Here is a 23,444-nt window from a genome sequence, read left to right as displayed (position 1 = left end):
TTATATGGTTTCATATGCCAATTATTTTAATGGTACGGCATATCTAATTAAATTTGCTAGGTCATGGAAATGTCAAAAATATTGTGAAGTAAAACGTTTTCGTCGCTACTTTTCTATGTTTTTGATTCTTGGCTTATTTTACTTTCCTCACCTTAATGCCTCTGAATATATTAATGTTCCAATGGATTTATCCAGTTGGTTATTTAAAGGAAGAAAATTTGAATGCAAGTTAATTCATTCGGAAGTTCCACAGGGGAAGTTTTATTTCCGCCTATTGCCCAATGATAATGTTTCTTTTGTTGCCGAATTAACTAGTGGTGATGACGGTTGGAAAAGTGCGGTACTTCAAAGTGTTCGTGCACCATGGCAAAAGGAAGGTGACTCCTTTGTCATTGATACGATTAAAGTTGAAAAGAATCAGAAGCGCTTTGTTTTTCAACACGGTGTATCCAAGCTTCTAGACAGTATACATCAAGGCCATTGGGTTACGTTGTCACTAAGTGGAAGTCATAATTCCGTAGAACTCACTATTCCGACCATAAAAATGAAGTCATCGTTAGACTCTCTTGATGCGTGTCAGTCTGAGTTGCCAAAAATGACTTTCGCTCAGGCGCGGGATGTCGTTCTGCCGTTTGCTTTTGGTCAACAGTCGTTAACAAGTGCTCAAGTATACAAACTTAAGGCTTTGAAGAGTTACATCGTTAAAGATACTCGAATTACAAGGATCTTAGTCGATGGCTATACCGACAGTGTTGGTTCGTCGACAGCCAACTTATCCGTTTCAAGAAAGAGAGCAGAAAAAGTAGCAAAGATGCTCACACAGTTAGGTATTGATGAAGACCTGATTGAGGTGAGGGCACATGGATCCCGATATCCAGTTGCTAGTAACAGCACTCCCCAAGGGCGAGATAGGAATCGCCGTGTCACTTTGAGGCTGGTTCGCGATAATGAAGAAATTGTCCCACGTAATTCACGTAACACCGAGATCAACAAGAATAAGGTAATAGTTCAATGATGGCGAAAATGGAAGTTCTGTTGGTTGAGCCAGATGATGTTATTGCTCAACCAGTTTTGCATGTTTTGCAGAAGGCTGGTTATCAAATCCGTCACGCTCGTACAGGACGAATTGCATTATTGGAAGAAAGAGCAAGCATTACCTTAGTGAGCTCAAATCTTCCAGATATGTGTGTTCGTGAATTTGTCGCTTGTCATCAAAAGCAGCGTAATTCTGGCGTTGTGATTGCGATTGTCGATCAAGAACAAGGCATTCTTGCTGCAGAGACAATGAAGTCTGGGGCGACAGATTATTTGCTACGCCCGTTTGAAAGCAACCAACTCTTGAGTCTGCTTACTCGTGTTGAGGCTCTTGAAAAGCCACTTGCTAACATTGTTGCGGAATCTTGGCGCAGTAAGCAGGTACTTCAATTGGCTCATCGTGCGGCGTGTACAACAGCAAGTGTATTGATTACTGGCGAATCTGGAACTGGTAAAGAAGTGCTTGCTCGTTATGTTCATGAGCACAGTTCATGTGCTGATGGACCTTTTATCGCAGTGAATTGCGCAGCAATCCCTGAGTCTATGTTGGAAGCCGTGCTCTTTGGTCATGTGAAGGGAGCGTTTACCGGAGCGAGTGCTTCACAAAGCGGTAAGTTTGAAGAGGCCAATGGCGGCACTATCCTTCTTGATGAGATAGGAGAAATGTCTCCTGCTGTACAAGCGAAGTTATTACGTGTGCTTCAAGAGCGTGAGGTTGAGAGAGTCGGCAGTCATAAAGCGATTCAACTAGATATCCGTGTCATCGCTGCAACGAACAAAGATCTACGAGAAGAAGTGCAAAAAGGCACTTTCCGCGAAGATCTTTACTACCGATTAGATGTACTCCCACTTCATTGGCCACCATTACGAGAGCGCAAAGAAGATATTTTGCCCATCAGCCACTTCTTCATTGAGAAGTATCAAGGTAAAAGCCAGTGCTATTTGTCCCACGATGCCGTAACTGCTTTGAGCCAATATCATTGGCCGGGGAACATTCGAGAACTAGAAAATGTTATCCAACGCAGTTTGGTTATGCGTCATGGCGATTACATTACCGCTCAGGACCTGATGCTACCGATTGAACTAGCACTCCCAGTGCAGTCAGTTGAACCAACTTCTACTTTTGGACATGTTGAGGCGAAGAAGCAAGCAGAGTTTCAATTCATTCTCGATAAGTTACGTCAGTTCGGCGGTAATCGAACAAAAACAGCAGATGCGTTAGGAGTTTCGACTCGAGCATTAAGGTACAAGCTTGCGGCAATGCGTGAGCATGGAATCGATTTACAGTCGGCACTTGGCTCAGCAGCCTAAAGGAGAGAGATGATGGCTAGTCAACCACTAAACAATGCGGTATCAGCGGAGCAACTCATGCTCTCTAAGATGGAAGTCATGCGTACTCAAGTTCAGACTCCTGAATTTGTCGTGAGCGCGAATCCACTTGATGTTAAAGAACTGAACGCACCAATGTCTTTTTCTCAAGCGATGACGAGTGTTCTTGATACGGTCAATCAACACCAGTCAGTCGCAAGTCAGAAAATGACGGCGGTCGAAACAGGCCAAAGTGACGACTTGACGGGGGCTATGATCGCAAGTCAAAAAGCCAGTTTGTCGTTCAATGCTTTAATGCAAGTGCGTAACAAAGTCGTTATGTCATTTGAAGATATTATGAAGATGCCGGTGTAGAGAATGTCTGAACTATCGACTCAAGTGGCAGGTAATGCCACGATTCAACCTTCAGCGAGCACAACTGCGCAAACTAGCACCATAAAAGGGATGGATGACATTTCTTTTAAACTTAAAAAACTATGGTCTAGTAGCCAACGCAATTTGGTGCTGTCTGCGGTGTTAGCCGCTATCGTGGCTGCAATTATCGTTGTAGCTCTATGGAGTTCTTCACAAAGTTTTAGGCCTCTCTATAGTCAGCAAGAGCGTTTTGATATTGGTGAGATTATCTCGGTACTGGAAACCGAAGGGATAAGCTACCGCATGCAAGAGCAAAATGGGCAAGTACTTGTGCCTGAAGGTGATGTAGCTCGTATCCGAATGTTACTAGCGGCAAAGGGAGTGAAAGCTAAACTGCCGACAGGTCTAGATTCTCTTAAAGAAGATAGTTCATTGGGCACTAGCCAGTTCATGGAAACGGCACGTTACCGACACGGATTGGAAGGTGAGTTAGTACGCACTATCATGTCACTGAATGCAGTATCAAATGCTCGTGTGCACTTGGCGATTCCCCGTCAGACTCTTTTTGTACGTCAGAATACCGAGAACCCGTCGGCATCTGTAATGTTAGAACTCAAGCCGGGTGAGGATTTAAAACCCGAACAAGTTGAAGCCATAATCAACTTGTTCGTGGGTAGTGTGACGGCGATGAAGCCTGAGTTTGTTTCTGTTATAGACCAATACGGACGATTACTAAGTGCTGATGTAGCTTCGCTAGAGGCGGGTAAAGTCAATGCAAAGTACTTGGAATACCAAAAGAACGTTGAGAAGCAAATCATTCAGCGTGCGTCTGACATGCTTACACCGATAGTCGGGCCAAGTAACTTTCGAGTTCAAGTTGCCGCTGATATGAACTTCAGCCAGGTGGAGGAAACTCAAGAAATATTGGACAGTACGCCAGTTGTACGCAATGAACATACGATTCAAAATAATTCCATTGATCAGATAGCACTAGGTATTCCAGGGTCTTTAAGTAACCAGCCACCAGTGACGGGTAATAAACCGAATACTGAAGATAGCCAAAACTCGAATGCTCGCTCCGAAATCAACCGCCAGTACGCGGTGGGTAGTAGCGTTCGTCGCACTCAGTACCAACAGGGACAAATTGAGAAGCTCAGTGTCTCCGTTCTTCTTAATTCTCAAGCCGCTCCAAATGGCACTGCTTGGACGGACGCCGAAAAAACACAAATCACGACCATGGTTATGGATGCTGTCGGTATTACGGAAAATAGAGGGGATAGTTTGAGCCTAATGAGCTTTAACTTTACCCCTATTGATATAGACGCGCCGTTGGCTCTGCCATGGTGGCAAGACCCAACTGTCCAGCAACCGATCCGTTATGTGATTGGTGGCATGTTGGGAATGGCGATGATTTTCTTCGTGTTACGTCCTCTGATTATGCATCTAACGGGTGTCGATAGAAGAGAACAAGAGCTTGATTTTGCAGAGCCACAAGAAGAGCCAATTTATGACAATGTTCAAACTCGTGAAGAGCGTGAACGTGAAGAAACACTCAACCGACGCTTGTCAGAGAAAGGTATTGCGGTTTCGTCTGGCTTAGACGTGAACAGCGATATGTTGCCGCCTCCGGGTTCACCGCTTGAGATTCAATTGAAACATCTACAGCTCATCGCAAATGAAGAGCCAGAACGTGTAGCAGAAGTACTAAAACAATGGGTAAACGTGAATGAACACAGCACAGTCGAAGCAAAAGCAGACGCTTAGTCATGTAGAGCAGACGGCTCTTGTCTTGTTAGGTATGGGTGAAGATGCTGCGGCTAAAGTCTTGCAGCACTTCAGTCGTGATGAAACCCAACGAGTGACCAGAGCAATGGCTCGGTTAAGCGGCATCAAGAGTGATTCGGCACACGGAATTATCCAGCATTTCTTTGAAGATTTTCGTGAGCATAGTGGTATTCGTGGGGCGTCTAAGGAGTACCTGTCAAATACGTTACGTAAAGCTCTTGGTAACGACTTGGCGAAAGGGTTGCTGAATAACTTATATGGCGATGAGATTCGCAATAACATGCAACGTTTACAATGGGTAGATGCTGAAGTTCTCGCTCGTTTTATTACCAATGAGCATCCACAGATGCAGGCTATTTTTCTTGCTTACTTACCTGCAGACAGTTCTTCGGCAGTATTGAAACACTTGCCGGAAGATTACCATGATGAACTGCTTTTCCGCATTGCTCGATTACAGGATATCGACCATCAGGTAGCGGCCGATCTTAATGACCTCATCGAGCGCTGCATCGAGCAGGTATCGACCAGTCAAAGCGCGCCAATGTCTGGTGTGAAGCAAGTGGCCGATATCATTAACCGTTTTGAAGGGGATCGCGCTTCATTGATGGAAATGCTGAAGCTTCATGATGAAGAAGTCGTTCGTGAGATTGAGCAAAATATGTTCGACTTTATGGTGCTGGGACGTCAGAAAGAAGAGACCATGGATCTTTTGGTACAGCAGGTGCCAATGGAATTATGGGCGGTGGCATTGAAAGGTGCAGAAATTACCCTACAGCAAGCTATCAAGCGTTCTATGCCTCAGCGTATGGTTAAGGCGTTAGAAGATGATATGCAGGTGCGTGGTGCCGTTGGCTTGAGTAGTGTTGAGCGCGCTCGCCAAGACATCATGGAGCTGGTTCGTGAACTGAGTGATGCCGGTGAAATTGATTTGATTCTGTACGAAGAGCCAACAGTGGAGTAAAGCTATGGCTGATTCTAACAATGCGCTAGTTTCTAAAAAAATGCGTTTACCATCTTCAGCGTATCGTCTTCATCGCTTTCCCCCATTGGCCCAACCTAATCTTATTGATGAAAACTTGGGTTTAGACAATGAGTGGCAGGACACCCAGGTCGATCTTCAACAACGTTTAGAAGCTGGGTTTCAACAAGGCTTACAGCAGGGGCATGAAGAAGGTTTTCGCCAAGGTCTAGAACAGGGCCAGCAACAAGGCGTACTTGAAGGGCAAAAAGAGGGCTTTCAGAAAGGGTTTGTATCAGGGGAGCAATCCGGTAAGCAAATGTTTAGTGAAGCCGCTAAGCCAGTCAATGAGCTATACCAAGCTTTGTCACGTTGGCAAGCCGAAAAAGAGCAGCAGCAGCGTCATGTGATTTGTGAGTTGGTACAAAAAGTAGCCCAGCAAGTCATTCGTGCAGAGTTGACGTTGATGCCACAGCAAATTCTAGCCTTGGTTGACGAAACCCTAGGAGCTATGCCGGGTAAGCATGAGACTGTAACGGTTCACCTTAACCCGCAAGATCTTGAACGAATTACTCAAATAAATGCTGACCTACCCGCGAGCTGGAAACTTGTCGCGAACCCAGAATTGCAGACTGGTGGATGCCATTTAGTTACTGATGATGCAGAGGCCGATGCAAGTTGTGACTCTCGGTTGGAAGCTTGCATGGACAACGTAAAGCAACACCTTTTAGAAGAGGTGGCACTGCCACAAGTTGAAGCTATTGATGAGTAGTGCCATGCCACGAGGTCTTTTAAGCGAACGAATGAGTGACGCGATTGCGTCACTCGATTCTATCCCTGTTGCGAGAGTGACAGGGCGACTGGTTAAAGTTAATGGCTTAATGCTACAAGCCGTTGGCTGCCGCTTTAAATTGGAACAGCGCTGTCTTGTCGAGACGGATGAAGGCGACATGATTGAAGCCCAAGTTGTCGGGTTTGATCATACCGTTGCGTATTTAATGCCGATTCGTCGTTTAGGAGGCCTGTTTGCAGGCGCAAAAGTAATCCCACTTGATGGTGATAGTACCGTACAGTTAGGCAGTAACTGGCTAGGCAGAGTGGTTAACGGTCTTGGTGAAGCGCTGGATGATGGACCTGTGCTGAAGGGGGGAGAACGAGTTTCTCTCGAGCCAAAGCAGATTAACCCACTGAAACGTCGACCTGTTGATACACCATTAAATGTTGGTGTGAGGGCGATCAACGGTTTGCTTACTGTTGGTAAGGGGCAACGTATCGGCTTAATGGCGGGAAGTGGCGTCGGCAAAAGTGTTTTAATGGGAATGATTACCCAAAATACAGAAGCTGATGTCATTGTTGTTGGCTTGATTGGTGAGCGTGGCCGAGAAGTGAGAGAGTTTGTCGAACGAAACTTAACGCCTGAAGCTCGTCAGAAAGCCATCATTATTGCCGCGCCAGCCGATGAGTCACCTTTGATGAGATTAAGAGCGACCTTACTGTGTCATCGTGTGGCTGAGTATTTCCGTGATCAGGGTAAAGACGTTCTATTGTTAATGGACTCTTTGACTCGCTACGCCATGGCGCAACGTGAGATTGCGTTGTCTTTGGGCGAGCCACCAGCCTCACGTGGTTACCCACCTTCTGTTTTTAGTGTACTTCCTCAACTGCTTGAAAGGGCGGGCAACAGTGAAAACCCATATGGCAGTTTGACGGCTATCTATACGGTACTGGCCGAAGGCGATGATCAACAGGATCCTGTAGTCGACTCTGCTCGAGCCATCCTTGATGGTCATGTGGTGTTGTCACGTCAATTAGCCGAGCAAGGACATTATCCAGCGATTGATATCAACGCATCAATTAGTCGATGCATGACTGCGTGTACGCAAGAGGCTCATAGCACAATTGCCAATCAGTTTAGGCAACTTTACTCGAGTTACCTTCAAGTCAAAGAACTGCTGCCTTTAGGTGGTTACCAGCCAGGTCAAGATCCAGAGCTCGATCGCTCGGTGGCGATTTATCCTCAATTGAGAAGTTATTTACAACAGTCAGCCACTGAATCCGTTGATTACCCAACGAGCTTGACCGAGCTTGCTCAATTGTTTCAGGTACAATGAGGGCTAAGTTGTGGAAGCAAAATTAAAAGCGGTCGGTAAACTACAACTGATGGAAGAAAAGCAGCGTGATCGCGTTGGGCAGCAACTTGACCAGATGCGTCAGCAGCATGTTCATTTGCAAACACAACTGCAGCAGCTTTCTGCGCTAAAAAATCACGCGGGACAATCGGCATTGATGGCGCCAACATTGAACAGTGCGACGTTAATGAACTTAAATCGAGTTGATCAGATGCTGCAAAAAATGTTGCAGCATCACGAGCATGAGCAAGCAGTAATGCAAGCCCGTTGCACTTCAGTTCAAAAGCAATTGGAACACAAACACGCTCGCGTTCAGGGGCTAGAGAAAGTACTGGAACGCTGGCGAGCCAAACAAAACTATGAGAAAGCGAAGAAAGAACAAAAGCTCATAGAGGATATTATTAACTCACGCTTGAAGAGAAAGGTACTTTAGTTTAGTGAGAGCGAGCCATACGAAAGAGTCTTTACGCCACGGTCTTTACTCCCTTTTTTGCCATACCTTTTAAACACGCAACCAATGGCATTGGCTTCGCAACACCATAACCTTGTGCATAGTTGATTCCTAATTCAGATAAGATCTGAATGTGGGCTTCACTTTCGACAAATTCTGCAACTGTCTGAAGTTTCATCTCGCGCGCTACAGTGCAAATCGAGCTTACGATCAATCGGTCGGTTTCATTGTAAGGTAGGTTTTTAACAAATGCTCCGTCTATTTTTAGTACATCAAGTGGCAGTCTTCTTAAATACTCAAAACTTGCATATCCAGTACCGAAGTCATCGATGGCAACTTTGCAGCCCGCCTCTCGCAGTGTCGTTAGTGTTTCTATTGCTTGTTGCTCATTGCTTAATGCTGATGATTCGATGATTTCGAAACAAACTTTCTCTAAAGGAATCTTCAACTGCGCTGCCTTGGAGATTATTTGCTCGGCTAAGTTTGGTACACCAAGTGTTTTAGCGGTTAAGTTGATTGAGCAGTAATCGATTTGGGTCCAATCTTCTACGTGAGCATCAAGCATTAGAAACGTATGGTCAATTACCCATCGATCGAGTTGAGTTTCCAAGCCAAATTGGTTAATCAAAGGAAAAAAATCGGCAGGAGCAAGTATTGAACCATCCGAGTTTATTACTCTCAATAAAACCTCAAAGCTAGTTGGTGTATTGGCTGTAGGTGACAGAGTCTTATATGGCTGACAGTAGAGTTCGAACTGATCATTTTTGAATATTTGTTGGATGTAGTTCAGTTTGTCTACTCGATCTGAATGCGCAGAGTTTAGTTTGACCCAATGTATGGTTTCATCGTATCCCGCTCTTTGGTCGCAAAGTACCGAGGCAACTTTTTCTATGTCCATCGTTGGATAGATACGAGCGCAGTGCAAGACAGGATTAACTAAAGATACTGATGTCCCTTGCCAATAAAACTGGAATTTTGCCAGATGCCGAGAAACTTCATAGAGCTCACCATGTATGCCCTCCGACATTTCAGTAAAACTAATGACTCCCGTTGAAAAAGGGGGGCGATAGCAGCGGTTAATCCCTTCATTTCTTGAACTTAAATAATCACTAAGTTGCTTAATAAGTTGAGATTTTCCTTCATGCCCTAACCCTGTCAGCATTGAAAGAGTTGAAGTTAGATCTAAGTAGATCAAGACAGATTGTGACTGGGTAAATACGTCTTCTTTTAGCTGAGCAATATTGTATAACTCAGTATAGGGGTCTATCCGCTCGGCTTGAATCTGCTTTTGAGACATCTCATAGTATTTGATGGAATAGCCAGCGAGCAGGTAGGCTAGGGTAACGAGGACGGAAACAATGATCATTAATCCCAGCAACTTTTCTTGGTTGTGCGGGGCGGCGTTGAATGCATGTATGGCATCGTAGATGATGAGTAATGTTGCAAATGAGCCAATTACTAATGGCTGAATAATGCCATGGCGAGATAAACCAGAGATGACAACAAGAAGAAGGCCGAAGCTAACTGTATTTAGTAAGAAAGAGCTTGGGGCATACACTGCCAAAACCAGTAATGTAGTACTCCCCAATAGCCAACAAAGATAGCGCTTATCCGTATTGGTGGAGTGGCGTAAACTTTTATTTAGGGCAATAAAGCGTTGATGGTCTGTGCCAGTCAGCAAACACGTTGCAACGTAGAGAGTCGGTGTAACGAGCAGTTGAGTTAAGTATCCACCTAATGTTGCATAGACTAGAAAGTGAGTGTCAAAGTAATTACTGCCAATAACACCGCTTACTATCAACATCATCAGAGTGTTAGCCAGTGGGTAAAAACACCCAGCCGTTAAGAAAAACACACTAAGCCTTATGGAAGCAGGTTTGTGTCGTGCCCTGTCATTATAGGTGTGGAACAACCATGCGGTTAAGAATGGGACAATGGGAAGAAGCAGGCTATATGTAGCACTGAATTGAACCCCTCTCCCAGTTAGCCAGTAATAAAAGAACAACCCGAGTACGATGCTGGGTATTGCTTTTGATCGATAGCGCAGAAAGCTAACTAATGCTGTGGCGCCAACGATAGAAATAAGTTGGAAATTGTCTTGTTCTAAAACGAAAAGAGAAGATAGCCCATAGCTAACAAATATCATCGACATAATAGAAAGCGACAATATAACGTAGGAAAATACTCCGTATTTTGAAGTATTGGTGCTCATCTCATTACTCTGCAAACGATTTACTACGCATCATAGCAAGTTTTATGGCTACCAAATAATGGAAAATCCACAGGAAGAACAGGGTTACTTCACGTTTCCTGTGGAAAGTACCAATATCAAATTAGACTGCGTAACGTCGGCGTAGGTAGCTAAAAGGCAGAAGGAAAACAAACAAAAATGGGGAGAGCCCGCCACCACTGCCTCCTCCTGAATCTGTTTCTGTCACTACCGTGTCTTTCGGTTCAAATCCTGAGTCGCCTTCGCTGTAGTAATCTTCAGACGCAGCAAGCAAAGCATTGTATGTCGTTTTGGTACCATCGCTTGTGAGTTGTTCAATCCACGTTGTGTAGTTTAATAATTCGGTAAACACACTGGGAATGGATGGCGATTCACATTCAGAAGAACCATAACTCACAATACCAATTTGCTGATAACTTCCATTGGCATCTAGGTACGTCAGAGGTCCCCCAGAATCGCCACGACAAATGCCAGTATAGGGTTTGTTTGGAAAGCCATTCGCACATAGGGTCTCTTGACTATGGTAGCCAGATACAAGGCTTGCGCATTGGCTGTCTGTCAATGGGCGTACATCGGCGGTAAGTAAGTAATCTGCGGCGGATGTATCATTTGATGATGTTTGCCCAAGCCCGAAGATTTGGTAAACACTTTGCGCACTGTAATCGCCAAAGTCTTGTGGCAAGGTAATTGATTGAACATTATCAGTAATAGGGTAACTGAGTTCTAAAATCGCAATATCATTTATCCATAGGTTGGCTGCATCATAATTAGGGTGACGGGTAATGGTTTTAACATCTTTGAATTCTTGAACATACACATCGTTCCCACTTGGATTCTTTACCAACACGCGTAGCTCGTCTTCAGTCCAGCCATTGGTAAACACATCGGCTCCGACACAGTGCGCAGCGGTCATTATGTATTTGTCATTAATGATCGTGCCTCCACATATGTCAGCAAAGAGACTTGATCCTTGGCTGTGGAGTATAAGTCGAGCGAAGAAAGGGGCTTGGTTCGGAGTGATTCTCTCTCCATTGATTACGGCAGTTGAAAGTCCGGGCTGATTGTTTGCTGTTTTGACTGTTACCTCCGATGCAGAGACTTGCAGTCCGAGCAGTAAAGAGATACTCGCAACGATAACTGGTGATAACTTCATGCACGTTCCCCTGTTGTTTCTTCATTAGCTAGTATACGCGGTGATGTTAAGTTGTGTTCTTTCTATTTTTTGTTTTTAACCCGTTCTCACTGAGTGTTCAGCTCTTTTTTAAGCCATGCCCTTAGTTGATGCATCGACTCTAGCTTAAGTTTATGGGGCGGACAGACAAAATAGAATTTTTGATAAGGGTTCACGACAGGCTCACCTAGCTCGACCAACTGTCCATACTTGATGTCGTCTTTAACAAACAATCGATGTGTCACCAGTAATCCTAAACGTCTTGTGGTGGCTTGAACCGCTTGAATTGACATATTAAAGGTCATTGGTTTGATGTCAGTTGGGCGCTGAAGTCCAGTTTCTTCTTGCCAAGCTTGCCAGTCACGCTTGCGACGATCATTCGTCACTTCAATGATGGGGTAAGCCGATAAAAGATATTGGATGTCACGACTTTCTGATTGCTCTAACAGTTCAGGACTGCACACTAGCACTAACTCATCTTCGCTGAGCATCTCACAGTAGTAATCTTGCCACTCCTGAGGGCTGCCATGTACGACAGCTGCGTCAATTCCTTCTTGCTCCAAGCTAAACTGTCCAACTAAGTTCGACAAACGAATATCTAGTTGGGGCGCGTAATCTTGTAAGCTCGACATACGAGGTATCCACCAATGCAAAGCGAGTGAGTTAACCATGTTAAGTGTAATACGCTTGGAATTTTGATCGTGAATCAAAGCCTCTGTCGCATCGACGATTTGCTCAAGAGCTGGTGAGACTTTTCGATAGTATTTCTTGCCGTCATTGTTGAGTATGACTTGGCGACCGATGCGGTCAAACAGAGGTTTGTTGACCTGACTCTCTAAGGATTTGATGGCCTGGCTGACCGCAGAATGGCTAACCGAGAGTAAATGGGCGGCTTCTGTCATGCTACCTGTCTCCGCTACGGCGACAAATGCGTAGATGGATTTTAGCGGTACTAACTTGCGCATGCTGCTATTACTCTCTCTTTTGATGGGGTGGATCGTATCTGGTTAATTTAAATCTGTAAGTTTTTCTTACAAGTACGTTTAAAATTACTCGCTATTTCTCATTTGTTTACTTTCTTAAAATACTCCGTGAATTAAGGAGTATCTAATGAAAGAAGAAAATAAACCTGTCACCTTCATGTTAATGTCGACATTAAGTTTATCTGTTACAGGACTGTTAGCAAAGCAGCTCAGTAACGATTTATCCGTGACCATGTTCAGTTTCCTCCGCTTCTTCACTCCGGCTCTCATTTTGTTGGTCATATTGCGCTTTAAGAATCTTACTTTGCCTACTGTAGGAACCATTAAGCCGATTTTGCTTCGTGCTCTTTTCATCGCAATGTGTCAGTTGTGTTTTATCGCGTCGCTGCAAACGCTGACTCTGGTTGAAGGTGTCGTGCTATTTGCGACTGGGCCACTGTTTATGCCAATCGTTGAGAAGCTGTTTATGCGTGGTCAGATTCGAATGTCGACCATCGTAGCGCTCGTTATGGCGTTTTCAGGTGTGATTTTATTGGCTGGTTCGGATGGCGAGTTTACATGGCGTATCGATTTGCTGTTGGGATTAGCTGGTGGGCTGTTTAACTCTGGTTCTCAACTGACGCTCTACAAAGCAAGTAAGAGCGGCTTATCACCACTTGAAATCAACTTTTGGACCTTTGGCGCAGCAGCTCTGTTTATCTTGCCACTGGTCGTGGTGAACGACGCCAGCATGTTGATGAGCTCAATGTCGATAAGCATTTTTGAAACGCCCAATACGGTGCTCGTATTTCTGATGTCGTTACTTATTATTAATACGCAAGTATTTCGTTCTAAAGCTTACCAACTTGCAAGTAGTGGTTCACAGCTCGCTCCACTTATATTCACTAACTTACTGTTTACAGCAATATGGCAATGGGCGTTCTTTGAAGACCAAATGAGTGATAGTCAGGTTATGGGCATCAGCTTAATTGTCCTAGCGACGGTAATGAATACCTGCTGGATTAGGTTGTCGGCACGCCGTATAGGTTTACTGCGACCTAAAACACCTTAAGGATAGGTTTAGCCTAGCAAGCTGTGACAAATGAAGTGTAAACGTCAGTGCCTGTTTGATTTTTAATCAGAATGAGCTAGCGTCAAGAAAGATGCAGGGAGAGATAACATGCTGACTTTAAACTATCACGTCGAGATTGCCGCGACGCCTCAGCGCTTATGGAGCGTGCTGACTGATGTCGAACTTTACAAACGATGGGCGCAAGCCTTTTCACCTCAATCTCAGTTTGATGGTGCGTGGGAAGAGGGGAGCGATATCACTTTCTTTGATCCAGATATGGGTGGGACGCGGGCAGTAATTGACACAGTATTACCACTACAAAAACTCGAGTTTCACCACGTTGGCATTTTTAATCCGGATAATCGACAGCAACTGGATGGGGACTTGGCATCTAAGTGGATCGGATCTCGAGAGATCTACCAGATCGACACGCTAGATGATCGCTTGCTGTTAAGTATCACCATTCATACTCACACTGATTTTGTGTCGATGTTCAATCACGGTTGGGAAAAGGCATTACCTTTGATTAAAGCCATCAGTGAAGAGTAAAGGTTAGATTGCAAGTCACTTGGGTATAATAGGCTGACGGCAGGTTGCTTGTGGGTATACAATAACCGCCAGTTTGCGAACCAAGAGAGTTGATGATGGAATTTAAGGTTGATACCCACACGCATACGTACGCCAGCGGCCATGCGTACAGTACGTTGATTGAAAACGCAAAGTCGGCAAAAGAGAACGGGCTCGATATGTTCTGTACTACCGATCATGCTGAATCAATGCCGGGTGCGCCTCACTACTGGTTTTTCTCTAACCAGAAAATCTTACCTCGTTTTCTTGAAGGGGTTGCTATCATCCGCGGTGTTGAATCTAATATTCTTAACACGGAAGGTGAAATTGATATTCCACCGAGTGTTGATAGAAACTTAGATTGGGTGATTGCAAGCTTTCACGAGCCAGTATTTCATCCTGCTAACAAAGCCACACACACTGAAGCGCTGTTGAATATCATCAAAAATGGTCGCGTTGATGCCCTCGGTCATCTAGGAAACCCAAACTTTGACTTCGACTTCGAAGCGGTCTTGAAGTGTGCAAAAGAACACAACGTTGCGATTGAAATCAACAACACCACACTGAAAGGCAATAGCCGTGTTGGCAGTGTGGACCGTTGCCACGAGATTGCGCAAATCGGTAAAGAGCTAGGTGTGTTTTTTACCACTGGCAGCGACGCGCACTTCTGTCATGACGTGGGTAACCTGAGCTTAGTGGGTGATTTAATGGATAGAGTCGGCATCGACAGTAGCAAGGTTATCACCCACTCAGCACAACAATTCTTAGCTTTCTTAGAGCTGCGCGGTCGCAAGCCAATTGCAGAGTATGACGAGATTCGCAACGCATAAACTTGATTACATTTTTGGTTATGCAAGTGTTAAGAGGTTGCTTTACACTGCTCGCATTAAAAAGCCGACTCAGAATTCGGCATTCAATGGAGAAGTGAAGATGTTACGTCCTTTAGTATTAGGGTGTGTTATTGCGTTGGGCTCAACATACGCAATGGCAGAAGCCGTCGATTTAAAACAAAACATGAAGCAGATGAAGATGGATTTCAAACAGGCGGCAGAAGCGTCTGACGTAGAAACCATGAAATCTGCCATTGATAGCTTACAAGCGATCGTCGAGCAATCTAAGCGCGGGAACTATCCGCCAGAGAAGTTCGATCTCTACCTAGAAGGGTTTAACAAGCTGACGGTCACGCTAGATAAGATTGAAGCAGATCTTGATGCGGGCAAGCTACAAGAAGCGCAAGATCAACTGCGTGAAATCGATAGCCTACGTGAAGAGTATCACGACAAGCGTAACCCAAGCATTTGGAGCAAGCTGTTCGGCTAATCGCTCACTGAGTTACTTGAAGGAATACGATATCAGCCTGCCACTTCGGCGGGCTTGCCCCTTTATCGCTATTTGATTCACTATCTCTAAGATTCTGCCGCGAAATACGACCTGAGCTTATCTCTTAGCCAAATATTTGCAGGGCTGTGTTTCATTCGGTTATGCGCAAGCAGTCGGTATTTGATAGGGAGGCTGGTGAAAGGCGCATCCAGCACTTGTAAATCCAGCCGTTCGGCAAATTGATTGGCGATACTTTTGACGGTTGCCGCTAAGCAATCACTGTTCGAGATCATCGTCATCTGCGACACCAAAGAGTCACATTCTGCTGCGACTTTACGCTCTTCTATCGACTCCTCGGTAAACAAGTCCGCGAGATAGGCGTCTTCGCGACGAAGTTTTAGTGTGACGTGCTTTTCGCGATAGAACTGCTCGAGTGACAGCGTGTGCTGAATTCTTGGGTGGCCTTTTCTGGCAATCAGACAGATCTCATCATTTAAAAAGAACTCAGAGAAAAACGAAGGGGCAGAGTAGTGAGCGAAGTCGATCGCCAAGTCTGCCTTCTGTTGATTGAGGCTGTTGATCAGTTTTGTTTCACTGGATAGCGTCGGGTGCAATTCGATCTCAACGTTACCAAGCGTGTTATCTGCTTCAATCTTAGGAAGTAGCATTAACATCACTGGTTCAGAGGTATAAACCACAAAACGACGTGAGTTCTCAGTGGAGAAACTTTCTATTCCTTCCAATGCATTTCGGATTTGATTGAGTGCGGGTTCAACCTGACGGGCCAACTCATGAGCCTGATGCGTAGGCTCTATGCCTCGCCCTGAGCGAACGAAGAGTTGTACGCCTAGCTGCTGTTGCAGTCGTTTCAACACGCCACTGACTCCTGGCTGGGTTAAGCCCATTGTGTCCGCCGCAACCGTGATTGAACGGTGTTGATAAACCGCGATAAACACTCGAAGTAGATTTAGATCGATATTGGATGGTTGCACAAGCTTTTCTCAATACATAACAAATGGTGATGTTTTAAATAAAGTTTCATGCATGTATTTTGATGTGTCAACGAAATAAAGTGAACGCATATCCAATAACGAGACACCACGAGGCTCACTATGACAAACCGTTTTGCACCCTCAGCGATTTCACTTGCACTGTTCGTTTCTTTTTCTGCAACAGCGGATTACGCTAGCTTAGATACTTACCAAGGTAAGCCTGCAACGGAGCATACTCAGCGTGCAAACGCGACGTTGGCAAAAGATCTACCTTGGCAAGACGTCAGTGCATTTGAACGTACGAAGAAAGGGCTCATTGCCGAGTTTGGCACTCACGAAGCAGGCGAGCTGAAAAATCGCTTTGAATACATGTCAGAGATGAGTGTAGAGCAATTACCAGCATCGGTGAATCCATCGATTTGGCGTCAAGGCATGCTGAACTACGCCGCTGGTGGTTTGTATCAAGTTACGGATGGTGTGTATCAGATTCGTGGTGCAGACTTGTCTAACATGACCATCTATCGTACCGACAATGGCTATGTGATTCACGATCCTTTGCTGTCAAAAGAAGCCGCCGCCGCGTCATGGGCATTTGCCAAAATGCATCTGCCAAAGATCAACGGCGAACATAAAATTACCGGCATGATTTACTCGCACATGCACGCAGATCATTTTGGTGGCTCTCGCGGTATTTTCGAGTCGGGCGACTTTGTTGAAGGTGCACCAATCTATGCACCCAATGACTTTATCAAAGAACTCGCGGATGAAAACGTGATTGCGGGTGCTGCAATGGGGCGCCGTGCAAACTATCAATACGGAACCACGTTGGATAACAACACTCAGGGCATCGTCGATAACGCACTTGGTCTCGGCACTTCTCGAGGTGAAGTCACCTTGGTTGCTCCGACACAGGAAATTGAAGAGCGTGAAAAAGTCGTCACCATCGATGGACTAGAGTTCCACGCGATCAATATGCCAGGGGCTGAAGCGCCTGCAGAAATCGTCCTTTATATTCCAGAGTATCGATCACTGAACACCGCGGAACTGACCTATGACGGTATGCACAATATCTATACCTTCCGTGGAGCAAAAGTGCGTGATGCGTTGGTTTGGACTAAGTATCTGACAGAGCTTAAGTTGCGCTACGTTGATAGTGGCTTGGTTGATAACATTCATGCTGCTCACTCTGCACCAGTATGGAATGATGCCAATACAAAAACCAACGAAATTTCGGATTATATGACGCTGCAACGTGACAACTATGGATTTATCCATAACCAAGCGATGCGTTTAGCAAACCATGGTGTCACCATTCATGATGTTGGGCGTGAGATTGAAAAAATCGTCCCGCAATCTCAAAAAGACACTTGGCACACCAACGGCTATCACGGCTCCTACAGCCACAATGCTCGCGCAGTAGTGAATTTGTACCTTGGTTACCATGATATGAACCCAGTAAACACCAACCCACTGCAAACCAAAGCGAAGTCGTGTGTTTACGTAGAAGCAGCGGGTGCGGATACCTTATTCAAAGCAGGGCAAACGCACTTTAAAAAGGGCGAGTACCAAGAGGCATCACAACTGTTCAATGATCTGGTTCAGTGTGACCCAAGCAATATCGACTACCGTTTTGCATTAGCGGATAGCTTCGAGCAGCAAGGCTACCAGTCTGAAACCATGGCTTGGCGTAACTCTTACCTGCAAGGGGCGGTTGAGCTTCGTACTGGAGACATTCAGCCATCGATTAAACTCGCATCTCCAGACGTTATTGCAAATACCCCAACGGGCATGTTCTTGGACTTCCTTGCGGTTCGATTAAATGCGGAAAAAGCAGAGCAGGCGGGATTAGACTTTAGCTTTGGTATTCACCACCCAGACTTAAATGAGTCTTACTTTGGCGAAGTTTCTAATTCTAATATGGCGAACATCCAAGTAGATGAACTGCCAACTACAGATGTCACGTTGCAAATCAGCAAAGCGGATATGACGGCGATGGTACTCGGGCAAGCAACGCTTGATGACCTATTGAAGTCTGGTGAGGCGAAGTTAACAGGCAATGCCAAACTTGTTACTCAACTCGTGAGCACATTAGATGACTTTGATGGGATGTTTGAAATCCTACCAATGCCTGCGAATTAAGTAATTGATCTTAGACTAACAAAGCCTCGGTGTTTTCCACTGAGGCTTTTTGGTTTCTATTCCATAATTACTTGCATGAAAACCTGTGAAGTAGCGTTCACTTATTGATCCTCTTTTTGAGCTAACAATCAGAATTGGTTACGCTGTGTGAAATTTGTTAAGTCACCGTTATGCATAGATTAATTCCTTTTTATCGCTCAATGCTAGTTACTAGTGCCTTAAGTTGGGTACTCGTAACGCTGATGCCTGTTATCAATGCTCATGGTAACAGCATGGGCGTGTGGGCGACGCTATGTACACTTAACGGTTTTGAATTGGTTCAGATAGAAAAGGGCGACAACTCTGTCAGCCACAAAGGCAAGCCTTGTCCTTTTAGCCATTTCTCGACTTTTCATCACGATACACTTCCAACTGCACTGATACTTTCACGACTGAGCTCGGTTATTTCCGACAGCTACGCTTATTTGGCTCTAAGTGTGCGATTTGAAATGCCAGTTCCACGTGCGCCACCGAAGTTAGTTCTGATAAACCTCTAAAGGTAATCCATCTGGATCTTGGAAGAAGGTAAATGCTTTGCCTGTGAACTCGTCAATCCGAATTGGCTCAACTTCAACGTCATTCGATTCGAGGTAGGCTTTTGCTTGCTCAACATCATCAACCAAAAACGCGAGGTGTCTCAACCCTTGTGCTTCGGGAAAGCTTGGTCTTTTAGGTGCGCCCGGAAAGCTAAACAGCTCAACTTGGCTTCCATCAGGCAGAGCAAGGTCAAGCTTGTACGAGTCTCTGGCTTCACGATAATTTTCAGCAATGACTTTTAGCCCCAAGACTTGGGTGTAAAAGTGTTTTGATGTTGGGTAATCACTGCAAATGATTGCGACGTGGTGAATGGCATTAAACATGGTTAACCTCTCCGGAGACTAGGTGCTCCTTAACGAAGTCAATAAACACGCGCAGGCGAGCAGGCATGTATTTGGTTTGCGCATACTGCATCGCGATAGCGCCGTGGTAGTTACTTTTGATCATCCAATCAGGCAGAACTTCCACCACTTCTCCTCGTTCTAACGCGTCTTTAATCACGAAGTCGTGGAAGATCCCAATTCCTAAGCCTGACTTAACGCCATTCAAGCGCATCTGAGAATGGTTAACGGCGTAACGTCCACTCACGGCAATCGAGTGGAAAGCTTCTTCTTTAAAGAAAGACCAGATGTTGTCTTTGTCGTTCTCAGCAAGATAAATACAATCGTGCTGCTCAAGCTCAGTCGGATGCTCTGGCATACCGTGTTTGGTAAGGTAATCTGGAGAGGCGCACAAAACAAGATTGGTCTTGCTGATCTCTTTGAGTACCAGGTTCTCATCGGGTTTGTCGGTGAGCTTAAACGCGACATCGATACCTTGGCGAAAAAGATCAATCTCACCATCAGCGGCACGCAGCTTAAGCTGTATATTTGGGTAGCGCTCTAGGAATGGCAGCACAAATGGCTGAAGCACCGAGTTAAGAAACGCTTCGGGTGCTGCCACTGTGAGTGCCCCCGTGGGTTCGGCATGATCTTCCGCCGACAATTCAACCGCTTGCTGCGCTGCATTCACCATTGCGACGCTTTGGTCGTAAACCTTTTGCCCAGCTTGAGTGATGATCAATTTACGAGTCGTCCGCTCGAACAGTTTCACCGAGAGGGCTTGTTCTAACCGTGTGATCAGTTTACTTAATGCCGACGGTGTCACGCCAAGCTGTTTGGCTGCAGCGGTAAAACTGCCTTCGTTTACCACTAAGATAAACGAAGCAAGATCAGGAAGTAGGGCAATGAGTTTTGGGTTAACCATATTTGTTCAGTTCTGCGCAGCGGAATAACGATATTGTCTGGCACGGTTTGGTTAGGTTCAAGTGTCACCATCCCGCTTTAGCGATATTTTGCTAAAAACGCATTCAGGGCAGGCAAGCCAGATTCACCAATATGGTAGTGCTGCCAACAGTGATAAATGGCTGTTTCATGGTCTGCAATCAACTCGATAGCTTCTCGCTCAGAAAGAGAATAATGCTGTGAAGCTTTCACTTCTTCATGCCACGCTCGGTACTTCATCTCATAAGGCTCTACCCACTTCAGCAGAGTCGCCACCAACTCCGGCCATGGCAACTCAATCCACTTGGCTGCGTCTGCCAAGCCTTTATCAAGCATCTCTTGGTGTCGGTTTTCGATATCCATGCCACTTGCCAGTAATACAGGCTTGAGCTTTTCTGCGGTGAGCTCTTCTACTTCAATCAAGGTTTGCCACAGCGTTTGCTGTGCACTATGGGCGTAATGGTTCAAGTAGTGATTGAAAAAAGCGATGCCGTAGATTTCGCCATAGTAAGCAGACAGTACGTTATGAATCATGCTGAGAATCGTGATTTAAACAGGAAATACCGCATTGTAGGAGGGGAGCGTACGAAGTGTAAATAGCTGATTAAGAGTAAAAATTGCTGCTGAAAAAAATCGAACAGAACTTGTGAGAATTTTATGAGAATTCGATGAAGTTGCTGATAGATTTGCTCGTCATTCTTAGAGGCAAGAACGCAAAACGTTCGAAACGTAATGCTTAACCTACTCAAGTTACAAACAAAGAAGTAAAGCCGTAAACATGGGCTTGAGTAGTTCAACCCTCATTAAAGGATGGAATCACAATGAAAAAACGTACCCAACTCGGACTCGTCATGACTTCAGTCGCTATGGCACTAGGCTCTGCATCAGTGAATGCAGCAGAACTGGAAATCACCGTGACTAACGCGACAAAAGGCATTTACTTTACGCCACTGATTGTCGCAGCGCATGGCTCTGATCTTAAGATGTTCAGAACCGGTGAAGCCGCTACCCCAGAGTTAGAAGCAATGGCGGAAGGTGGTGACATCTCGGGTCTTGCTAGTGTCATTGGTAATGCTGGTGGTGTTGTGGTTGAGAACCCGGCTGGTGGTATTTTGAATCCGGGTGTCGCAACCACCTTTACCATGAACAGTGGTGATCATGGATACTTGTCTCTTAGTGCGATGCTTCTGCCAACCAATGATGGTTTCGTGGGGCTAGATAGCTGGAAAATCCCAACGGAAGCTGGCACATACCGAGCAACGCTAAGAAGTTATGATGCAGGTACAGAAGCCAATGATGAACTAAAAGCTAGCATGCCAAACCCACCTTTCATTACCTTTGGTACTGGCGGCACAGGCGTTGAAGCTGCAGTGACTAATGACAAAGTTCACGTGCATCCGGGTAACCTTGGTGATAGCGATCCAACTGGCGGCATCAGTGACCTAGACAGCAGCCGCCATCGTTGGTTGAACCCAGTTGCAACCATCACAATTGTTGTGAAGTAAGGGGGATGTATGAAATACAGAATCTTACTCGTAGCAGCTTCAGTCGGCTTACTCGCCGGTTGTCCAAGCGATGATGATAACGATGTGGTGAAGTCATACCGTTACACGATTAACGTTGCAAACTTGACCGCGAATCAACCAATGTCGCCACTTGCGATTTTGGCTCACAATGACAAATACAAACTGTTTGAAATTGGCAAAAGCGCTTCTGTTGAACTTGAGCATCTTGCGGAAGGGGGCAGCAATGCCGAGCTGTTAGCGCTAAAGGATTCCAATGACTATGTTTACCAAGCGTTGTCAGGTAACGGTTTAGTGCTTCCGGGTGGAAGTGATTCCGTAAGCTTTACGGTTGAACCACATAAAGCGGGCTACGTTTCAGTCGCTTCCATGTTTGTGAACACCAACGATGCGTTTGTTGGGGAAACGGGCCTATCGCTTAAATCATTGGCGGTGGGTGAAAGCTACGAAATGATCATGAACGTCTGGGATTCCGGCACGGAATTGAATGATGAACTTGCGGCCACCATTCCGGGACCTGCAGGCGGTGGGGAAGGCTTTAATGCCGCTCGTAACGACACAAATGACGTAGTGGCGTTTCACGCTGGAGTGGTAAGTAAAGATGATGGTTTAGCCAATTCTGCGCTTTCTGCGAACCATCGCTTCCTGAATCCTGGAGCGAAACTCACTATCACCCGAGTCGAGTAATACAGGCACCGATGACGTCTCCTTTCCAAAGCGTTTGTAGCCGAGCGCTTTAACCCTCATGGCGTCATCGGAACCTTTTTGAAAGAAATTTTGATTTGTTCCGGTCATGTGCAAAGTGAGGATTCTCAGACGCAGGGAAAGGACCATGGAACAGCAGGCAATCAATTTAGTCGCGAACATTTTGCTGGTAGAAGACGATGATGATTTGGCAGAACTGGTTCAAATGCATCTCAAGTTTCAAGGACACCAAGTGTCGCGAGTAACGAATGTCGCCGAAGCCAAAGCGCAATACCAACAACAATTTTTTGATTTACTCATTCTTGACCGAGGTTTGCCCGACGGTGATGGATTAGATATTTGCCACTATTTACGTCAGCAACAAGATTGGAGCCCTGTGCTGATGCTGACCGCCAGAGATGGTGAGATGGATAAAGTCGACGGTTTAGAAGCGGGAGTGGATGATTATATTACCAAACCATTTAGCGTATTAGAGTTTCAAGCCCGAGTACGCAATGTATTGCGACGGGTGAGTCAAACCGTTGAAGTGCAAGCTGAAAGAAACGAGTTCGACGGCAGCATGGATTTTGGTCCATTAAGAATTGTTCCAGAGTTGCATCAGGTATCCCTAAATGAAAAGGATGTCTCTCTTACTGCGACAGAGTTTACCTTGCTACAGTTTCTCGCGAGTCGCCCCGGTAGGGTCTACAGCAAAGATGAATTGCTCGATCATGTGTGGAGCACCAATCACTCTGGTTATCACCATACGGTGTGTAGCACCATTAACCGCTTACGCAGCAAATTGTCGCCATCTGATTCTGATCATCATTTTATCCAGACGGTATGGGGCGTTGGGTACAAGTTTCAACCACGACAGTAGCTTTTATTACCCAAGTAATGACTGT

General features: G+C 45.4%; 24 protein-coding genes. 17 read left to right on the top strand and 7 right to left on the bottom strand.

Annotated features, from left to right (window positions below; translation table 11 throughout):
* Positions 1–4: 4 nt before the first annotated feature.
* From ACTS60_RS14945 to fliJ, 8 genes are read left to right on the top strand one after another with little or no spacing between them, the layout of a single operon-like run.
* Complete coding sequence (locus ACTS60_RS14945; protein WP_440888880.1) at positions 5–1,015, top strand: OmpA family protein; 1,011 nt, start codon at positions 5–7, stop codon at positions 1,013–1,015.
* A complete protein-coding gene (locus ACTS60_RS14940; protein ID WP_440889155.1) occupies positions 1,015–2,346 on the top strand; it encodes a sigma 54-interacting transcriptional regulator in 1,332 nt (443 codons plus the stop codon). Before ACTS60_RS14945 ends, ACTS60_RS14940 begins: the two co-directional genes overlap by 1 nt.
* Positions 2,347–2,358: 12 nt before the next feature.
* On the top strand, positions 2,359–2,718 hold the full coding sequence (gene fliE / locus ACTS60_RS14935) for a flagellar hook-basal body complex protein FliE (RefSeq protein ID WP_440888879.1): 360 nt from the start codon (positions 2,359–2,361) through the stop codon (positions 2,716–2,718).
* 3 nt (positions 2,719–2,721) lie between these two features.
* Positions 2,722–4,482, top strand: coding sequence for a flagellar basal-body MS-ring/collar protein FliF (gene fliF, locus ACTS60_RS14930; protein WP_440888878.1), 1,761 nt, complete (start codon positions 2,722–2,724; stop codon positions 4,480–4,482).
* On the top strand, positions 4,445–5,464 hold the full coding sequence (locus ACTS60_RS14925; protein ID WP_440888877.1) for a flagellar motor switch protein FliG: 1,020 nt from the start codon (positions 4,445–4,447) through the stop codon (positions 5,462–5,464). The genes fliF and ACTS60_RS14925 overlap by 38 nt, the downstream gene beginning before the upstream one ends.
* A gap of 40 nt (positions 5,465–5,504) precedes the next feature.
* Complete coding sequence (gene fliH, locus ACTS60_RS14920; protein ID WP_440889154.1) at positions 5,505–6,233, top strand: flagellar assembly protein FliH; 729 nt, start codon at positions 5,505–5,507, stop codon at positions 6,231–6,233.
* Between the two features lie 4 nt (positions 6,234–6,237).
* Positions 6,238–7,572 (top strand): flagellar protein export ATPase FliI, encoded by a 1,335-nt coding sequence (gene fliI, locus ACTS60_RS14915; protein WP_440888876.1) that lies wholly within the window; start codon positions 6,238–6,240, stop codon positions 7,570–7,572.
* Between the two features lie 10 nt (positions 7,573–7,582).
* Complete coding sequence (gene fliJ / locus ACTS60_RS14910) at positions 7,583–8,023, top strand: flagellar export protein FliJ (protein WP_010450924.1); 441 nt, start codon at positions 7,583–7,585, stop codon at positions 8,021–8,023.
* A 31-nt stretch (positions 8,024–8,054) separates the two neighbouring features.
* Here fliJ and ACTS60_RS14905 read toward each other — a convergent pair whose 3' ends face one another.
* From ACTS60_RS14905 to ACTS60_RS14895, 3 genes are all read right to left on the bottom strand, one after another.
* The gene (locus ACTS60_RS14905) at positions 8,055–10,253 is read right to left on the bottom strand and encodes an EAL domain-containing protein (protein WP_440888875.1); all 2,199 of its coding nucleotides are present in this window, start codon (positions 10,251–10,253) and stop codon (positions 8,055–8,057) included.
* Positions 10,254–10,374: 121 nt separating this feature from the next.
* Positions 10,375–11,424, bottom strand: a complete 1,050-nt coding sequence (locus ACTS60_RS14900) for a S1 family peptidase (RefSeq protein WP_440888874.1) — start codon at positions 11,422–11,424, stop codon at positions 10,375–10,377.
* An 86-nt stretch (positions 11,425–11,510) separates the two neighbouring features.
* Entirely contained in the window at positions 11,511–12,407 is an 897-nt protein-coding gene (locus ACTS60_RS14895; protein ID WP_440888873.1) for a LysR substrate-binding domain-containing protein, read from the bottom strand.
* Positions 12,408–12,552: 145 nt separating this feature from the next.
* On the opposite strand from ACTS60_RS14895, the gene ACTS60_RS14890 reads away from it, so the two are divergent.
* The 4 genes from ACTS60_RS14890 (at position 12,553) to ACTS60_RS14875 (ending at position 15,363) form a co-directional block, all read left to right on the top strand.
* Positions 12,553–13,476 (top strand): DMT family transporter, encoded by a 924-nt coding sequence (locus ACTS60_RS14890; protein WP_440888872.1) that lies wholly within the window; start codon positions 12,553–12,555, stop codon positions 13,474–13,476.
* 108 nt (positions 13,477–13,584) lie between these two features.
* Complete coding sequence (locus ACTS60_RS14885; protein ID WP_440888871.1) at positions 13,585–14,025, top strand: SRPBCC family protein; 441 nt, start codon at positions 13,585–13,587, stop codon at positions 14,023–14,025.
* Positions 14,026–14,120: 95 nt separating this feature from the next.
* A complete protein-coding gene (locus ACTS60_RS14880; RefSeq protein ID WP_440889153.1) occupies positions 14,121–14,873 on the top strand; it encodes a phosphatase in 753 nt (250 codons plus the stop codon).
* Positions 14,874–14,973: 100 nt separating this feature from the next.
* Positions 14,974–15,363: a cytochrome b562 gene (locus ACTS60_RS14875; protein ID WP_010450937.1), complete on the top strand. Its 390-nt coding sequence runs from the start codon at positions 14,974–14,976 to the stop codon at positions 15,361–15,363.
* Between the two features lie 86 nt (positions 15,364–15,449).
* On the opposite strand, the gene ACTS60_RS14870 is transcribed toward ACTS60_RS14875, so the two are convergent.
* The gene (locus ACTS60_RS14870; RefSeq protein WP_440888870.1) at positions 15,450–16,355 is read right to left on the bottom strand and encodes a LysR family transcriptional regulator; all 906 of its coding nucleotides are present in this window, start codon (positions 16,353–16,355) and stop codon (positions 15,450–15,452) included.
* A gap of 120 nt (positions 16,356–16,475) precedes the next feature.
* Between ACTS60_RS14870 and ACTS60_RS14865 the strand changes: the two genes are divergently transcribed.
* Complete coding sequence (locus ACTS60_RS14865) at positions 16,476–18,494, top strand: alkyl/aryl-sulfatase (protein WP_440888869.1); 2,019 nt, start codon at positions 16,476–16,478, stop codon at positions 18,492–18,494.
* 170 nt (positions 18,495–18,664) lie between these two features.
* Positions 18,665–19,030, top strand: a complete 366-nt coding sequence (locus tag ACTS60_RS14860; RefSeq protein ID WP_440888868.1) for a hypothetical protein — start codon at positions 18,665–18,667, stop codon at positions 19,028–19,030.
* Here the strand turns inward: ACTS60_RS14860 and gloA2 are convergent.
* The 3 genes from gloA2 to ACTS60_RS14845 all read right to left on the bottom strand — a co-directional run bounded on the left by gloA2 (position 19,010) and on the right by ACTS60_RS14845 (position 20,866).
* On the bottom strand, positions 19,010–19,393 hold the full coding sequence (gloA2, locus tag ACTS60_RS14855; protein WP_010450942.1) for an SMU1112c/YaeR family gloxylase I-like metalloprotein: 384 nt from the start codon (positions 19,391–19,393) through the stop codon (positions 19,010–19,012). The two genes, ACTS60_RS14860 and gloA2, sit on opposite strands and share 21 nt — an antisense overlap.
* The gene (locus tag ACTS60_RS14850; RefSeq protein WP_409384718.1) at positions 19,386–20,315 is read right to left on the bottom strand and encodes a LysR family transcriptional regulator; all 930 of its coding nucleotides are present in this window, start codon (positions 20,313–20,315) and stop codon (positions 19,386–19,388) included. Before ACTS60_RS14850 ends, gloA2 begins: the two co-directional genes overlap by 8 nt.
* A gap of 77 nt (positions 20,316–20,392) precedes the next feature.
* Positions 20,393–20,866 (bottom strand): hypothetical protein, encoded by a 474-nt coding sequence (locus ACTS60_RS14845; protein WP_010450948.1) that lies wholly within the window; start codon positions 20,864–20,866, stop codon positions 20,393–20,395.
* 287 nt (positions 20,867–21,153) lie between these two features.
* Here ACTS60_RS14845 and ACTS60_RS14840 point away from each other — a divergent pair, with 287 nt between their 5' ends.
* The 3 genes from ACTS60_RS14840 (at position 21,154) to ACTS60_RS14830 (ending at position 23,419) form a co-directional block, all read left to right on the top strand.
* Positions 21,154–21,837, top strand: a complete 684-nt coding sequence (locus ACTS60_RS14840) for a spondin domain-containing protein (protein ID WP_440888867.1) — start codon at positions 21,154–21,156, stop codon at positions 21,835–21,837.
* Between the two features lie 9 nt (positions 21,838–21,846).
* Positions 21,847–22,542 carry a spondin domain-containing protein gene (locus ACTS60_RS14835; RefSeq protein ID WP_440888866.1) on the top strand — a complete coding sequence of 232 codons (696 nt, stop codon included), beginning with the start codon at positions 21,847–21,849 and terminating at the stop codon, positions 22,540–22,542.
* A gap of 145 nt (positions 22,543–22,687) precedes the next feature.
* Positions 22,688–23,419: a response regulator transcription factor gene (locus ACTS60_RS14830; protein WP_440888865.1), complete on the top strand. Its 732-nt coding sequence runs from the start codon at positions 22,688–22,690 to the stop codon at positions 23,417–23,419.
* Positions 23,420–23,444: the final 25 nt, after the last annotated feature.

Source organism: Vibrio sp. WZ-1, from assembly GCF_052037695.1.
GTDB lineage: Bacteria > Pseudomonadota > Gammaproteobacteria > Enterobacterales > Vibrionaceae > Vibrio.
This window is presented reverse-complemented; position numbering and strand designations above follow the sequence as displayed.